Below are 14,346 nucleotides of genomic sequence, written 5' to 3' on the forward strand. Positions count from 1 at the left end.
TTCCATAAGTGATCCGGAATTATTTTTCAATATTATTTGTGGGTACTTGCGTAAGTCTGAACAATCGAGAAGCCTGCTTCGTCAATTGAATAAGTCAGCTTATCAATTTTTGAGGTAAAGATGTTGTACATAATGATCGCAATAGTAGATACCGCGATACCTGTAGCCGTGTTAATCAATGCCTCAGAGATACCGTTTGCTAACGCAGCCTGGTCAGGCGCACCTGCAGTTGCAAGAGCCGCAAACGATTTAATCATACCTGTTACTGTTCCTAACAGACCAACCAGCGTACCTACTGATACCAAAGTTGCGATAATTGTCAGGTTCTGCTCCAACATTGGCATTTCCAAAGCGGTAGCTTCTTCAATGTCCTTCTGGATTGCTAATGAAGCCTGCTCAGTATCGATACCCTGATCTGCTTCAACTTCTCTGTATTTTTTCAAACCTGACTTAATCACGTTTGCTACAGATCCTTTTTGTTTGTCACACTCAGCCATTGCTGACTCAATGTTTCCTGCAGATAATAAAGTTTGAATTTTTCTTACGAAAACCTCAACGCTTCCAGATCCGGCAGCTTTAGAGATTACGATGTACCGCTCGATTGAAAAAACGATTACCATTAAAAGCATTCCGAATAATAACGGTACAATAACACCGCCTTTATAGATCATCCCAGGAAAGTTCCCCGGTAGTGGTTGTCCATCTTCGCCGAAATTACCAGGATGTCCCATTACGAACTTCCAGATTAGTACTCCAATAATAATACAGATAACGATGGTCAAACTTGCGAAAAGGTTTGAACCAGTGCTTTCTTTCTTAGCAGTTGTTGGTTTTGGTGCGGTTGCCATTCTTCTTGAAATTTAGTTTTTAGTTTTAATTTAATATAATAGTTGCTACTTATTTGCAATGATACGATAACAAAAATAGAATTTTGAAATTAATAAAAATGTGATTTAAATTACATTTATAAGGCCGTTTTCAGACATTCTTTTCATCAGCTTATTCACTCCTCTCTCATTTTTCAGGTAACTTTCTTAATAATCGGATACAATAAAAACCATTTTTTTCTGGAAATGCAAACATCTGAAATAAAAAGGCGCCTGATTTGGCTCACAATTTGACTTCTAGACTCATCCCCCTGATTTTTTCACTTTATAACCTTCAGATTTTAAATATTCTAAGATCTTTTCTCTAAAATCTCCTTGCACAATAATTTCCCCATTCTTCGCTGAGCCCCCCGCTCCGCATTTGGACTTTAATTTTTTCCCTAAGTCCTGAAGGTCCTGCGCCGTTCCTCTGAAACCGGTTATCAAAGTAACGGCCTTTCCTCCTCTCTGCTTCTTGTCCAGCTGAACACGCAGGTCCTGCTGAGACGGAGGCAGTGTATCTTCTTCCTGATCCGTTTCGTATGTGTATTCGAAATCAGGATCCGTGGAAAAAACCACTCCGTTTATGTTACTTCTCTTAGACATAAGAGCTAATATAGCACACAAAGAGATAACGGGTCAATAGAAATACAAATTTCTTTTTCAATCATTTTGGCCTCACCGTCGATATGCACCAATGAATTAGTAACAGATTCAATACGTACAGATTCGCCTTTTATTATTTCAACATACTTAGATTGCTCAGAAGTTTTTGCAAACATTCTCAAACCCATTGAGATAAAGAGATATAAAGGAAATGGTTTAATGATACATATATCAAGTATTCCGTCGTCCAGCAGTGCTTTCGGAGCGATATGCGCATCATTTCCATATTGACTTGAATTTGCAAAACTGATCATGAACGCTTCCCTCTCCAGTGTTTTCCCGTCAATCTCAAGTGTGTACTGTCCGGGTTTATAATTCAATACCTCCGAGAAAGCCTTCTTTACATACCCGGTTAGCCCTCTTCCTTTTAATGCGGCAAATTCATTACTGATGTGCGCATCGAAGCCAAGGCCCGCCATGTTGAAAAAACGAAACTCATTTAAGATGCCGGTATCAATGCGGCGTGATCGAAATTCGTTGAGTCTCATTACCGCTTTCTTCCAGCTCAACGGAATACCCAGCGCTCGTGCCAGCCCGTTTCCCGATCCGCAAGGGACTATACCCATCTTCGTATCAGTCCCCATAATCGCTGAGCCAACCTCATTGATAGTCCCGTCTCCTCCAACAGCTACGACTACATCTATGTTTTCCTTCACTGCTTTTTGCGCCAGATCATACGCATGCCTGGGATAATTCGTGTAAATGAATTCGGAATTATACTTACGCATATCCAGATGCGCTTTTGCCATTAAAGGGAAATCTCGCTTGTTTTTACCCCCCGATATAGGGTTTATTATAAATAATATATTCTTTTTCAATAAGTTACAAGTAGTTCTTTTCGTTGCTAAATTAGGTTTTAATTTCTCATAATATAAAAAATCTTCTAAATTTGCAGTGCTAAGTGGACTGATTTGCTTTGTTCCTCCGGAATAAGATTGCAACCACGTAAAAAAATTGCTAATTCATGCTTTCTTTTACACTTGCTGGTCTTAGCCTGATCGTCTTCCTTAAGCATTATATCTTAAACTATAAATATGCCGTATTTATTTACCTCTGAGTCAGTGTCTGAGGGTCACCCGGACAAAGTCGCTGACCAAATATCAGATGCATTAATTGATAATTTTCTGGCTTGGGATGCTGATTCGAAGGTTGCTTGCGAAACGCTCGTAACAACCGGGCAGGTAATTCTTGCTGGAGAAGTGAAATCAAATACGTATTTGGACGTGCAGAAAATCACCCGCGACGTTATCCGGAAAATTGGCTATACCAAATCTGAATACATGTTTGAGGCAAATTCCTGCGGAATTCTGTCTGCCATCCATGAACAGTCAGCAGATATTAATCAGGGAGTTGACCGCCAGGAAAAACAACAGCAGGGAGCAGGAGATCAGGGAATGATGTTTGGATACGCTTCCAGCGAGACGACCAACTATATGCCGCTTGCTTTAGACCTGGCTCACAAAATCCTGATTGAACTTGCTGCATTGCGCAGGGAAAATAAGGAGATATCATACCTCCGTCCCGACGCTAAATCACAGGTAACTATTGAATACAGTGACGATCACAAGCCTGTCCGCATCGATACCATCGTTGTATCCACCCAGCATGATGATTTTGCTTCGGAAGTGGAAATGCAGAATAAGATCAGGGAAGACATCATCTCCATACTGATCCCCCGGATCAAGTCAATGCTTCCTGCCGAGACACAGAGCCTGTTCAATGACGAAATCAAATACCATATCAACCCAACCGGCAAATTTGTTATAGGCGGCCCTCATGGGGATACTGGATTAACCGGAAGAAAGATCATTGTCGATACTTATGGTGGCAAAGGAGCACACGGTGGAGGCGCTTTCTCCGGGAAAGATCCTTCAAAAGTTGACCGCTCTGCTGCCTACGCTACGCGCCACATCGCAAAAAACCTCGTTGCGGCCGGAGTTTGCAGTGAAATTCTTGTGCAGGTATCCTATGCAATAGGTGTGAAAGACCCAATGGGCGTGTATGTAAACACATACAACACAGCTAATGTAGGTCTTACCGATGGAGAAATAGCTGAAAAGATCCTGGAGATCTTTGATCTAACTCCCTATGGTATTGAAACCCGCCTAAAGCTAAGAAACCCAATTTATTCCGAAACAGCTGCTTACGGACATATGGGTCGTAACCCTGAAACAATAACGAAAGTGTTTGAAGCTGCTAATGGTGAAAAGAAGTCCATAGAAGTGGAACTTTTCACATGGGAGAAACTCGATTACCTCGAGAAGGTAAAAGCTGCCTTCGCACTGTAAAACAATGTTCAAATAAAGAAAGCCTTCTGCATCAAATCAGAAGGCTTTTTTATTACTTTGCAGCATGATTAATGAGGACAAGAATCCCTGGCAGATCTTATCGCAAAAGGAGATATATACAAATCCCTGGATCAACGTAACTGAGTTCAATGTTATTAATCCGTCTGGCGGAAAAGGCATATACGGCAAAGTCCATTTTCAGAATTACGCTCTGGCTATTATTGCCCTCGATGAGCAACAACACATCTGGCTGGTCGGTCAATATAGATTTCCAATCAATCAATACAGCTGGGAACTTCCCGAAGGAGGAGGGCCCCTCCACCTCTCACCTCTCGAATCGGCACAGAGAGAGCTTATGGAAGAAACCGGGCTCACAGCAGAAAGCTGGACGGAACTTCAGCACATACACCTTTCAAACTCCGTGTCTGATGAACTCGGCATTATCTATCTGGCCAGAAACCTGAGCATGGGCCAGGCGGAACCGGAAGAAACGGAAGAACTCCAGTTAAAAAGGATCCCCTTTGAAGACGCGTATCAAATGGTCATCAACAATCAGATTACTGATTCTATGAGCATAGCTGCCATACTGAGATTAAAGATTCTGTTATTAGAAAACCAACTATAGCATAATGAAAAGGCTTTTAGGTTATATTTTCAGTCCCATCCACTATCTTGCATTTCTTCTCTTTCTACTGATATTCCATCCAATACAATGGCTGTCTCTCAAAGTCGGCGGATATTCTGCACATAAAAGATCAGTTGACGTGCTGAACTTCTTCCTGGTCAGCACCTACTATCTGATCGGATGCCGCGTTAGCTTTATCAACCCTTACAAGCTACCCGAGGGCAGATCAATCATCTTCGTTGCCAACCATCAGAGCATGTTCGACGTGCCTGCGATGATCTGGTTCCTTCGCCGGTATCATGCTAAATTTGTCTCGAAGATAGAACTGACCAGGGGTATCCCAAGTGTCTCCTTCAACCTGAAGCATGGAGGTGCCGCCAACATTGACAGGAAAGACCCAAAACAGTCGATTTCCGAAATATTAAAGCTCGCAAAGAGAATGAGGGAAAACGTATGGTCCGCAGCCATATTCCCTGAAGGAACCCGGTCAGGCGATGGAGTCATGAAGACATTCATCCCCGGCGGAGCTACAACCCTTATCAAAAAAGTCCCTGAGGTCCTGGTTGTTCCCGTAGCCATAGAAAACTCCTGGAAAATCACCCGCTTCGGCAGATACCCGCTGAGCTTTGGTGAGCACATGAAGATCACCATTCTCAAGCCGTTAGAGACAGAGGGGTTTTCGCCCGAAGAAATACTAAAAGATGCCGAAACAGCAATCAGAAACCATATCGTCTAAATATTTCTGTCCTGTATCTTATTAAAAAATCCTTCCCTGTAGGTGTCTCCTATCGGTATGATTTTGTCCCCAATCTGAATGCGGCCTCTCTCAATGCTTTCTATCTTGGGGATGGCGACGATATAAGACTTGTGAACCCTGACGAATATATCCGACGGCAGTGCTTCTTCCATCTTTTTCATATACTGCAGGGTGATGATCCGCTCCTGGGGTGTAAAAATCGATATATAATCCTTGAGCCCTTCTATATACAGGATGTCGTTGATGTAAATCTTCTGAATCCGGTGCTCTGTTTTAACAAAAATAAAATCCTGAACGCCCGAACTTGCCTTTTCGGGAATTATAACGGGTTTCTCCTGTATTTGCTGCTGAACTTTTGATACCGCCTTATAAAACCGGTCGAAAGCTATTGGCTTCAACAGATAATCAGCCACATCCAGATCATAACCCTCCAGTGCATATTGTGGATAGGCCGTAGTTAGAATCACCCGGCATTTTCCTTTTATGATCTTCAATAACTGAATTCCCGTAAGTTCCGGCATCTGTACATCCAGAAAAATCAGATCCACTTCTCCTGTTTGCGCAATAGCCAGGGCTTCGAATGCACTAGTGGTCGCTTTAATCAACTCCAGACTAGATACTTTTTCAATATAGTCTACAAGGATGTCTAAAGCCAGTGGTTCATCATCTACAACTAAACATCGTATCATGGTTATAAATGTAAAATTAATTTACAATAGTAGATAAGCCGTCCGTTTTCTATGGTCAGCTCATATCTTCCTGCATAAGCTAACTCAAGACGTCGTTTCACATTGCTCAATCCTATACCTCCAAGAACATCTTTATTCTGGAGGTTCTTCTTGTTTCTTACTTCAAACGTCATCTTGCTTGCCTGAACCTGCAATTTAATATCAAGCGGACTAGCCTCTTCTGTCACGATACCGTGTTTGAAACAGTTCTCCACAAATGCAATCAGGATTAGCGGAATAATTTGCATATCCTCGTTCACGCCGGAATAACTAAAGTTAACAAACGCGCCATCTTTGAAGCGCAGTTTCTGTAGCTCAATATAATTTTGTAAATAACGCATTTCGCGTTCCAATGGCACCGTCGGCTCATTACTATCCTGCAGCATATACCTCATAATCTCCGAGAGCTTAAGAATAGCAGCAGGTGTCTTTTCTGAACGCTGATAAGCGAGGGAATAAATATTATTGAGTGAATTAAAAAGAAAATGAGGATTTATCTGCGATTTCAGAAAGGCAAGCTCCGCGGTGAGCTTCTCATTCTCCAAATTCTTTCTCACCTTCTCATTTTGAAACCAGTCCCCAGCAAACTTAAGGGCTGTACTGATAAAAACAAAAAATGCTCCGGTGATTAGAGCGATGACGACATACTCCCAAAAGCTAACATAATAATCCCTGTTCGGCCCCCGGACCAGCACAATTTCCCTGAAGAAGGACGCAACTGCATACTTAACTACTGCAGACGATGCTATTAGAAGAAGAATACTCACAGCACAACCCAGGTACCTTCGGCTATTTAAATAGCTAGGCAGTATATAGAGGTAATTAATATAAAAGACAGCGATATTGATCAGGCCGAAATAAAAAAATATCACCACAGAGCTCGCGAGATTTCCACCGCGGCTGCTGATATAAACAAACAGAATTAATATAAGAGCCCAAAGCAATGCATGCAGACAAGCTCTTTGCAAATTATTCATCGTCCTAAAATACCTGAAAGATGTTGCATTTTAAGACACATTAGACAAACCGTCGATATTTATCTGCCAACCACCACCAAAAAAGAAGAGGCTGTCCCTTTCGAAACGCCTCTCTCCATTTTATGATTTTAATTAATTCTGGATCAGCTCAAAGCACTGTTTGGCGATTTCCAGCTCCTCGTTCGTAGGTACTACCAGCACTTTAACCCTGGAATCCGGAAGATTAAGTTCTCTTAGGCCCTTTGCACGGATCTTATTTTCTTCTGCGTTAAACGTGATGCCTAGAAACTCCATATCACAACATACCATCTCGCGGAGGTCGGGATCATTCTCACCGACGCCAGCAGTAAAAATAATTGCATCCAGGCCGTTCATCGCGGCAGCGTACGATCCGATATATTTCTTAATGCGATAGGCATACATATCATACGCAAGTTTGGCATTTTTATCGCCAGCGTCAATCGCCTTCAGGATATCCCTCATGTCGCTGAAACCCGTCAACCCAAGCATACCACTGCGCTTATTGAGCAATGTATCCACCTGGGCGATGTCATATCCCAATTGATTAACCAGGTAAAAGATCACAGATGGATCAATATTTCCGCTGCGAGTACCCATGATCAAACCGTCCAGAGGTCCCAAGCCCATACTGGTATCGATACACTTGCCACCGTCTACTGCTGCCATGCTGCAACCATTACCTAAATGAATAGTGATCAGCTTAGCGTCAGGCTTGTTCAGGTGCGCAATAGCCTCTTCACTCACATACTTATGACTCGTTCCATGAAAACCATAAACACGCACACCGTAATCTTTGTAAAAATTCTCTGGAATAGCATAGCGGAAAGCTTTTTCAGGCATCGTTGAGTGGAAAGCAGTATCAAATACAACCACATGAGTTGCCTTACTGAAGATATGCTCTGCTACGTTAATACCGACATAGTGACCCGGGTTATGCAAGGGCGCTAAAATGGCCAGGCGTTTGATCTCCTCCTTAACATCAGGAGTTACCTTGCAGGTTTCCACGAAAGACTCGCCCCCGTGAACGATCCGGTGCCCCACAACTTCGATCTCTTCTGGATTCTGGATAACCCCGATTCCGGGCTCTGTAAGCAACATACCTACTTCCTTCATCCCCGCATCATGATCCGGCAATTCCAATACGCGTTTAATCACCTGTTCTTGATCGTTAACAAACACTTTATGCGTAATGATCGATTCCTCCAGGCCGATACGTTCCACCAGTCCGGAGCAGATTGGACTTTCAGACGGCCACTTAAACAACTGGTATTTTATTGAGCTGCTTCCGCAGTTTACTACAAAAATATTCATGCTTTTCTATTAATTTTAGCTCTGTTGACTTTGGATCGCAGTAATGATCACGGTGTTAAAAATATCATCTACCGTACATCCGCGACTTAGGTCGTTAACCGGTTTATTCAATCCCTGAAGCATAGGACCGATAGCAAGGGCACCTGTCTCACGCTGAACCGCTTTGTAAGTATTATTACCGGTATTTAAATCCGGGAAGATAAGCACGCTGGCCTGGCCTGCAACCTCTGAATTTGGAAGCTTTTGCTTACCTACAACCGGGTCTACTGCCGCATCATATTGAATAGGTCCTTCCACCTTAAGGTCCGGACGCTTCGTTTTAACGATTTCGGTAGCTCTACGCACTTTCTCTACGTCTTCACCTTCTCCGGAAGTTCCCGACGAGTAAGACAGCATAGCAATACGAGGCTCAATACCGAAACGAATACTGCTTTCTGCTGAAGATATAGCAATCTCAGCCAGTTGCTCCGCACTAGGGTTCGGGTTTACTGCACAATCCCCAAATACCGAAACCCGGTCAGGAAGACACATGAAGAACACAGACGATACGACCGAAATTCCAGGCTTTGTTTTTACAAACTGTAAGGCAGGTCTGATAGTATGCTGAGTAGTGTGAACGGCACCGGAAACCATTCCGTCCGCATGTCCTTTGTAAACCATCATAGTTCCAAAATAGGAAACATCTGTCATAAGATCCCTTGCCATCTCGAGGGTGACATTCTTATTCTTTCTTAATTCATAAAGCGTCTCTACGTACTCTTCGTAAAACTCAGATTTCGCCGGATTGATGATACGAACCTTGCCGAGGTCAAGATCCAGTCCCAATCTCTTAACAGACGCAGCAATAACATCGATATCTCCCAGGATAGTCAGTTCAACGATCTCCTGGTTTATTAACCGGCTTGCGGCCTTTAGTATCCGGTCATCATGGCCCTCCGGCAATACGATATTTTTAATCTCCTTCTTAGCCCACTGACCCAGTTGATATTGGAACATATGCGGCGTGATGCCTTCGGGGGTAAAGGTGATGATCTTCTCATCCAATGACTGCATATCCATGTACTTGCTAAAAGTATCAATTGCCAGTTGAATCTTTTTTGCGTTATCTGTTGTAATCTTCGGTTTGATCGAGTCAATCTGTGTAATCGTCTGGAATGTCCCGGTTTTCACTGCAATGATCGGAAAGACGGTTTGTGAACCCTCTAACAATCGGATAATAGGCTCTTCAGGTTCTGATCCCGCAGTCAGCACCACACCTGCAATCTTCGGATAATTAGTAGAAAGATTTGCCTGGAGCGCGCCAATAATGATATCACCGCGATCCCCTGGGGTTACGATCAGCACGTTCTCCTTAATATGATTCAGAAAGTTAGGCACGTTCATCGCTCCGGTTACGAAATTATCAACCTGGTTTGTCAGCTGATCTTCTCCAAAAAGAAGCTTTCCACCCAGGTTTTCGAAAATCTCTTTCATTGAAGGACTTTGTAGCCCCTTATCCTCGGGAATAACCGCCAGGATTGATCCTTCGGGAAGCTGGACTTTAAGCAAATCCTGCACATCGTCTACCTGATCAGGTTTAACCCGATTAGCCACAATTGCAAGAACCTGCATTTCGCGGGCTTCGAAATTTCTCAACATCGTATGAGCGGAGTTAATAACCTGTGCCGTGGTTTTATTTTCTCCGGATACTACGATGATAACCGGTGCTCCTAAATTCTTTGCTATTGAAATATTGGCCTCAAACTCAAACGCTGCTCCTTCACCTATAAAATCGCTTCCTTCTATTACTGTGAAATCGTAATTCGCTTCGATCTTTTTAAACTTGCTGATTACCAGATCCATCATCTGCCCCTGGCTGTCCCCTTCAATCTGACGCATCGCTTCTTGTCTGGTCACCGCATAGGTATCTTCATAATTGATAGGCAACCCGAAATGTTCTATTATCGTCCGGACGTGAATATCCTTTTCTTCGAGCGGATGGAAATTAACAATCGGCTTGAAATAACCCACCCGCTGCGTCTTTCCCAGGAGCATATTTACAAGTCCTAGTGCAACGATGGATTTCCCACTGTAGGGCTCTGCTGTCGCAATAAAAATATTTTTGGTCATGATCTGTTTTTGAAATAATGCACGAAAGTAGGGTTATCTCCAGCAACTTGGAATGACAGCGGTCACTTTATTACAAGGCTGATACCTTTCTCCCCGAGAATAACTTTTGTATTACAATAATAACTGACTCTTGTTTATATAAGTTAAACGATATCTTCGCAGCCCTTGGTTAAAAAACTATCATCTGTTTCAACATTTAATGTTTAACGTCACTTTTGTTCATAACAAACGTCATTCCCCCGCCCCTTTGATACCTCTACATTTGTACCATACAACAAGAGTTACAACACCTTAAAAATAAAAAAATGAAAACGGCAACAATCACACATTTCACTAAAAATCTTCAGAAGACTTTCGTTCTTCTGACTTTTGCTTTCAGCACAGTAGCTTTTACACAGAGCAGCATTGCACAAACATACAAGATCGCTCCGGGATCAGAAATTAAAGTAGACGGAACGTCAAACATCCACGACTGGAACATGAAAACCACTACTATGTCTGGTGACGCTCAGGTCGCTCTGGCAGGGAAGAACCTGACTGATGTAAAAACCTTGAACTTCAGCACAGCGGTAAAAAATCTTAAAGGTAAAGAAGACCTGTTAAACTCCAGAGCTCACAAAGCAATGAAAGCTGACAAGTTCCCTACAATCGCCTTCAAACTGAACTCTGCCACTGTAAGCGGAGACATAGTAAAAGGCAGTGGTTCATTAACTATAGCGGGCGTTACGAAAGAGATTGCTGTTCAAGGAAAAGCTGTAGAAAATGCAGACGGATCCCTTTCAATCAACGGCTCTAGAAAAATCAAAATGAGCGAGTACGGCATACAGCCCCCTAGCTTCATGCTTGGCGCGTTGAAAGTAGCCGATGAGATTAACGTCACCTACACTCTGAAACTTAAAAAGTAATCATCAATAGATCATACACAAATAAAACACCAATAAAATGAAAACTGATTTACTATCAATTGCGAAAAAAGCAGCGCTGGCGGCAATCCTGATAAGCCCTGCACTTGTAAATGCACAAGACAGGAACTGGACCAACATGAGGTCTTATGATCAAAGCGGCATCAATGTATTTGAAGCACCTAAAGATACATTAACTGAGTTCGACGGCTTAAAAGTGAAGTTCGGAGCAGGCTTTACTCAGTCTTTCCAAGGCTTAAAGCATGAGAACACTGCCAATAACCTGTACAAAATGAGCCCGGGCTTTAACACCGCTAATGCAAATCTCTTCATGGACGTGCAGTTAGCCGATGGTATCCGCCTGAACCTGACTAGTTATTTATCTTCCCGCCACCACAATGAAACCTGGGTAAAGGGTGGTTATATCCAGTTTGACAAGCTTCCTTTTAACGGAAAGATCTGGGATGATATCATGAAAGTCACAACGATCAAGATCGGTCATACTGAAATCAACTATGGCGATCAGCACTTCCGCAGATCAGATGGTGGGCAAACACTTCAAAACCCATTTGTTGAAAACTATATCATGGACGCATTTGCAACCGAGATTGGTGGAGAGGTTTATGTACGTCAGGGCAATGCATTCGGAATGCTGGGTGTATCTAACGGATTAATCAAAGGAAATATTGACAGTGTCACTGTAGGAAGAGATGCACAAGGCAACATCGTAGACGATAACCTCCGCAAATCTCCTTCTATCTATGGAAAAATCGGATACGATGCACAAGTTGACGAAAATGTACGCATCCGTGTAGCTGGATCTTACTACCATAATAATAGTGCAGGTAATAATGGTAACACTTTATATGGTGGCGACCGTACCGGATCTAATTACTTTATGGTAATGGAGCAGATTGCGACAGTTGCCGGTGCACCTATCAATCCTGCACCAACTTACGCTTCTGCAGCTTTCTCAGGACGTTTCAACCCAGGCTTCACAAAGAAAATTGACGCTTTCCAATTCAATGGATTTGTTAAAACTTACGGTCTGGAGATTTTCGGAACTTACGAAATTGCAAAAGGAAGAACTAAATCAGAAGCAGACTCAAGAGATGCTAAACAATTTGCAATCGAGGGTGTGTACAGATTCGGACAAAAAGAGAACGTTTTCATCGGCGCACGTTACAATACAGTAACAGCTGAGTTGGCAGGAAGTCCGGAAGATATTAAGATCGACCGTGCATCATTCGCAGCAGGCTGGTTCCTTACAAGAAACGTACTTTTAAAAGGCGAATACGTAAACCAGAAATATAAAGATTTTGCAGTAACAGACTATAGAAACGGTGGCAAGTTCAATGGCTACGTGATTCAGGCTGTAGTAGGATTCTAATAAACGGTTCTTTTGAACTAGTAAAGTCAGGTTGAGCCTTCAACCTGACTTTTATTTTTTATTATTGCGTTGTTCCGGACTCATCAGCCCCAAGACATAACACATGAAATGCCTGGTTATATATTCATTCGCCCTCTTGACATTCCTGCTGTCTAGCTTCTCGCTTCACAAGTCCTCACCGGCACCAACGCGTTGGGTAGTAATGAATGGCGGGTCTTTGAGAGTGAAAGGCACCACAAACATCAATACTTTTAACTGCGATATAAGCGGTTACAGTACTCCCGATACCATATTATTATATAGAGGTCAGATGCAAGAAGGTCTTTTGCCGCTCAGAGGCAGAATTGGTCTTAATGTGAAGCTTTTCGACTGCCACCATGCCGTCATGACAGCCGACCTTCGTAAAACACTAAAAGCAAAAGAGTTTCCCCAACTGAAGATCATCTTTATCAGTCTGGAGAAATTTCCCAACCTTAGTTCCAGAGAAAGTAAAATAAAAGGAACGGTTGATATCGAGCTCGCCGGTAAGGTAAAACGCTTTCTCGTCGACTACACATTCAAGCTGGATAACCAGCGGAACATTCAGCTCTTGGGTGAGCGGGATGTTAATTTTTCTGATTTCGGACTTACTCCACCCAGGAAGCTAGGTGGAATGATACAGACAGATAATAAACTGAGCGTCGAGTTCAAGCTTACGCTTAAGCCTCTTAGCTAACACGCCTGTACACCTAGGGATTAATCTTCGCCAATACAATTCCGGCAACCGTTGCCTGAAGTAAGCCATAAATAAACCAGCTGGCTACCATTATAACGGTAATGTCCATCGCACTGAAGGTAATCCACATGACTGGCACTAGTGCAACCAGCCCATATACAAAGCCGAACTCAATTCCCCTTAAAACGAAGTTCCCTTTAAACAGGCCCTTGAATCTGTCCCAAAACCATGACAAGGCCATACTGATAATAAAGGCGTGTAAGTAAAACAGAACATCACGACTACCGTCTGAATTAAATAATGGGTTATTATAATCCAAAAACAATTCCGGAAAGAATCTGATCGATAGAAATAGCCCTCCGTAGCTAATTATGAATAAGATAATTCCGATGACTAATCCGTTCAAAACGACTCTTTTCATTGCATTTTTATTTATTCTCTATATCAGCAAGTTAAATGACTTGTGTCATTTTTACCCGGCAAAAATAACCTCATTTTTATACTTATCATTATTTAATATCAATATTATGAAAGCGGAAACAACATCACTGGCAGGGACAGGTTCCAACATTCAAGGACTTTATCTCTCATCAAGAAACTGGCTATCATATATCGATTTTTTCGAGGATGAAATTAAGTTTCTAAACAAACTGATGCTGAAATTTTTCATGGTCGAACTTAATGATGACAGGATCAATAAAATTCAATTAATCAACTGTTCGATCAATTCTCTGGACCGTAAGAAGAATACCGTCCTAAGCAAAATATTCTGTCACCAGGCCAATCTGAAAGCGACAATTGAAGAACTGATGGATTTAAGTGAAAACTACCTCACTGTTCAGCATGAGTCCATACAACAAGATGTTATGGCACTGCAAACGACCCTGGATGAAATAAAAGCGGATCTGTACCTGATCACCGAGGCTCAGATCAAACAGTCACGCTGGGAAAGCAGCATGACCGGATAATCCAGCTAAATCTTAGCAACCAT

General features: G+C 42.5%; 15 protein-coding genes. 7 read left to right on the top strand and 8 right to left on the bottom strand.

Translation table 11 applies throughout. The annotated features are described in order from the left end of the window. Positions 1–32: 32 nt before the first annotated feature. The 3 genes from B0I27_RS15640 to B0I27_RS15650 form a co-directional block, all read right to left on the bottom strand. Positions 33–848 carry a MotA/TolQ/ExbB proton channel family protein gene (locus B0I27_RS15640; protein WP_106295066.1) on the bottom strand — a complete coding sequence of 272 codons (816 nt, stop codon included), beginning with the start codon at positions 846–848 and terminating at the stop codon, positions 33–35. Between the two features lie 282 nt (positions 849–1,130). Then, on the bottom strand, positions 1,131–1,472 hold the full coding sequence (locus B0I27_RS15645; RefSeq protein WP_106295068.1) for a translation initiation factor: 342 nt from the start codon (positions 1,470–1,472) through the stop codon (positions 1,131–1,133). A gap of 5 nt (positions 1,473–1,477) precedes the next feature. Beyond that, positions 1,478–2,350 carry a diacylglycerol/lipid kinase family protein gene (locus tag B0I27_RS15650; RefSeq protein ID WP_106295151.1) on the bottom strand — a complete coding sequence of 291 codons (873 nt, stop codon included), beginning with the start codon at positions 2,348–2,350 and terminating at the stop codon, positions 1,478–1,480. A gap of 216 nt (positions 2,351–2,566) precedes the next feature. Between B0I27_RS15650 and metK the strand changes: the two genes are divergently transcribed. The 3 genes from metK to B0I27_RS15665 all read left to right on the top strand — a co-directional run bounded on the left by metK (position 2,567) and on the right by B0I27_RS15665 (position 5,181). Next, the gene (gene metK, locus B0I27_RS15655) at positions 2,567–3,820 is read left to right on the top strand and encodes a methionine adenosyltransferase (protein ID WP_106295070.1); all 1,254 of its coding nucleotides are present in this window, start codon (positions 2,567–2,569) and stop codon (positions 3,818–3,820) included. A 64-nt stretch (positions 3,821–3,884) separates the two neighbouring features. Continuing rightward, positions 3,885–4,445 carry an NUDIX domain-containing protein gene (locus B0I27_RS15660; protein ID WP_106295072.1) on the top strand — a complete coding sequence of 187 codons (561 nt, stop codon included), beginning with the start codon at positions 3,885–3,887 and terminating at the stop codon, positions 4,443–4,445. A gap of 4 nt (positions 4,446–4,449) precedes the next feature. After that, positions 4,450–5,181: a lysophospholipid acyltransferase family protein gene (locus B0I27_RS15665; protein WP_106295074.1), complete on the top strand. Its 732-nt coding sequence runs from the start codon at positions 4,450–4,452 to the stop codon at positions 5,179–5,181. Here the strand turns inward: B0I27_RS15665 and B0I27_RS15670 are convergent. The 4 genes from B0I27_RS15670 to pta form a co-directional block, all read right to left on the bottom strand. Beyond that, a complete protein-coding gene (locus B0I27_RS15670; protein WP_106295076.1) occupies positions 5,178–5,891 on the bottom strand; it encodes a LytR/AlgR family response regulator transcription factor in 714 nt (237 codons plus the stop codon). The two genes, B0I27_RS15665 and B0I27_RS15670, sit on opposite strands and share 4 nt — an antisense overlap. A gap of 2 nt (positions 5,892–5,893) precedes the next feature. After that, on the bottom strand, positions 5,894–6,907 hold the full coding sequence (locus B0I27_RS15675; RefSeq protein WP_106295078.1) for a sensor histidine kinase: 1,014 nt from the start codon (positions 6,905–6,907) through the stop codon (positions 5,894–5,896). A gap of 132 nt (positions 6,908–7,039) precedes the next feature. Continuing rightward, positions 7,040–8,239: an acetate/propionate family kinase gene (locus tag B0I27_RS15680; RefSeq protein WP_106295080.1), complete on the bottom strand. Its 1,200-nt coding sequence runs from the start codon at positions 8,237–8,239 to the stop codon at positions 7,040–7,042. 15 nt (positions 8,240–8,254) lie between these two features. Further along, positions 8,255–10,348 (bottom strand): phosphate acetyltransferase, encoded by a 2,094-nt coding sequence (pta, locus tag B0I27_RS15685; RefSeq protein ID WP_106295082.1) that lies wholly within the window; start codon positions 10,346–10,348, stop codon positions 8,255–8,257. Between the two features lie 305 nt (positions 10,349–10,653). Here pta and B0I27_RS15690 point away from each other — a divergent pair, with 305 nt between their 5' ends. From B0I27_RS15690 to B0I27_RS15700, 3 genes are all read left to right on the top strand, one after another. Then, positions 10,654–11,253: a YceI family protein gene (locus B0I27_RS15690; protein WP_106295084.1), complete on the top strand. Its 600-nt coding sequence runs from the start codon at positions 10,654–10,656 to the stop codon at positions 11,251–11,253. Between the two features lie 37 nt (positions 11,254–11,290). Continuing rightward, positions 11,291–12,640: a hypothetical protein gene (locus tag B0I27_RS15695; protein WP_106295085.1), complete on the top strand. Its 1,350-nt coding sequence runs from the start codon at positions 11,291–11,293 to the stop codon at positions 12,638–12,640. 103 nt (positions 12,641–12,743) lie between these two features. Next, a complete protein-coding gene (locus B0I27_RS15700) occupies positions 12,744–13,355 on the top strand; it encodes a YceI family protein (RefSeq protein WP_146133143.1) in 612 nt (203 codons plus the stop codon). Between the two features lie 13 nt (positions 13,356–13,368). Here B0I27_RS15700 and B0I27_RS15705 read toward each other — a convergent pair whose 3' ends face one another. Further along, positions 13,369–13,776: a hypothetical protein gene (locus B0I27_RS15705; RefSeq protein WP_106295090.1), complete on the bottom strand. Its 408-nt coding sequence runs from the start codon at positions 13,774–13,776 to the stop codon at positions 13,369–13,371. A 106-nt stretch (positions 13,777–13,882) separates the two neighbouring features. Here B0I27_RS15705 and B0I27_RS15710 point away from each other — a divergent pair, with 106 nt between their 5' ends. Then, positions 13,883–14,323, top strand: a complete 441-nt coding sequence (locus tag B0I27_RS15710) for a hypothetical protein (RefSeq protein ID WP_146133144.1) — start codon at positions 13,883–13,885, stop codon at positions 14,321–14,323. Positions 14,324–14,346 lie beyond the last annotated feature (23 nt).

Origin of the sequence: Arcticibacter pallidicorallinus (assembly GCF_003002875.1) — a bacterium.
GTDB classification, from domain to species: domain Bacteria; phylum Bacteroidota; class Bacteroidia; order Sphingobacteriales; family Sphingobacteriaceae; genus Arcticibacter; species Arcticibacter pallidicorallinus.

Excerpts from the sequence above, each read along its gene's own strand:
- pta (WP_106295082.1), bottom strand. The coding sequence starts at position 10,348 with ATGACCAAAAATATTTTTATTGCGACAGCAGAGCCCTACAGTGGGAAA.
- B0I27_RS15705 (WP_106295090.1), bottom strand. The coding sequence starts at position 13,776 with ATGAAAAGAGTCGTTTTGAACGGATTAGTCATCGGAATTATCTTATTC.
- B0I27_RS15700 (WP_146133143.1), top strand. The coding sequence starts at position 12,744 with ATGAAATGCCTGGTTATATATTCATTCGCCCTCTTGACATTCCTGCTG.
- B0I27_RS15680 (WP_106295080.1), bottom strand. The coding sequence starts at position 8,239 with ATGAATATTTTTGTAGTAAACTGCGGAAGCAGCTCAATAAAATACCAG.
- B0I27_RS15670 (WP_106295076.1), bottom strand. The coding sequence starts at position 5,891 with ATGATACGATGTTTAGTTGTAGATGATGAACCACTGGCTTTAGACATC.
- B0I27_RS15710 (WP_146133144.1), top strand. The coding sequence starts at position 13,883 with ATGAAAGCGGAAACAACATCACTGGCAGGGACAGGTTCCAACATTCAA.
- B0I27_RS15640 (WP_106295066.1), bottom strand. The coding sequence starts at position 848 with ATGGCAACCGCACCAAAACCAACAACTGCTAAGAAAGAAAGCACTGGT.
- B0I27_RS15675 (WP_106295078.1), bottom strand. The coding sequence starts at position 6,907 with ATGAATAATTTGCAAAGAGCTTGTCTGCATGCATTGCTTTGGGCTCTT.
- metK (WP_106295070.1), top strand. The coding sequence starts at position 2,567 with ATGCCGTATTTATTTACCTCTGAGTCAGTGTCTGAGGGTCACCCGGAC.
- B0I27_RS15665 (WP_106295074.1), top strand. The coding sequence starts at position 4,450 with ATGAAAAGGCTTTTAGGTTATATTTTCAGTCCCATCCACTATCTTGCA.
- B0I27_RS15695 (WP_106295085.1), top strand. The coding sequence starts at position 11,291 with ATGAAAACTGATTTACTATCAATTGCGAAAAAAGCAGCGCTGGCGGCA.
- B0I27_RS15645 (WP_106295068.1), bottom strand. The coding sequence starts at position 1,472 with ATGTCTAAGAGAAGTAACATAAACGGAGTGGTTTTTTCCACGGATCCT.
- B0I27_RS15690 (WP_106295084.1), top strand. The coding sequence starts at position 10,654 with ATGAAAACGGCAACAATCACACATTTCACTAAAAATCTTCAGAAGACT.
- B0I27_RS15660 (WP_106295072.1), top strand. The coding sequence starts at position 3,885 with ATGATTAATGAGGACAAGAATCCCTGGCAGATCTTATCGCAAAAGGAG.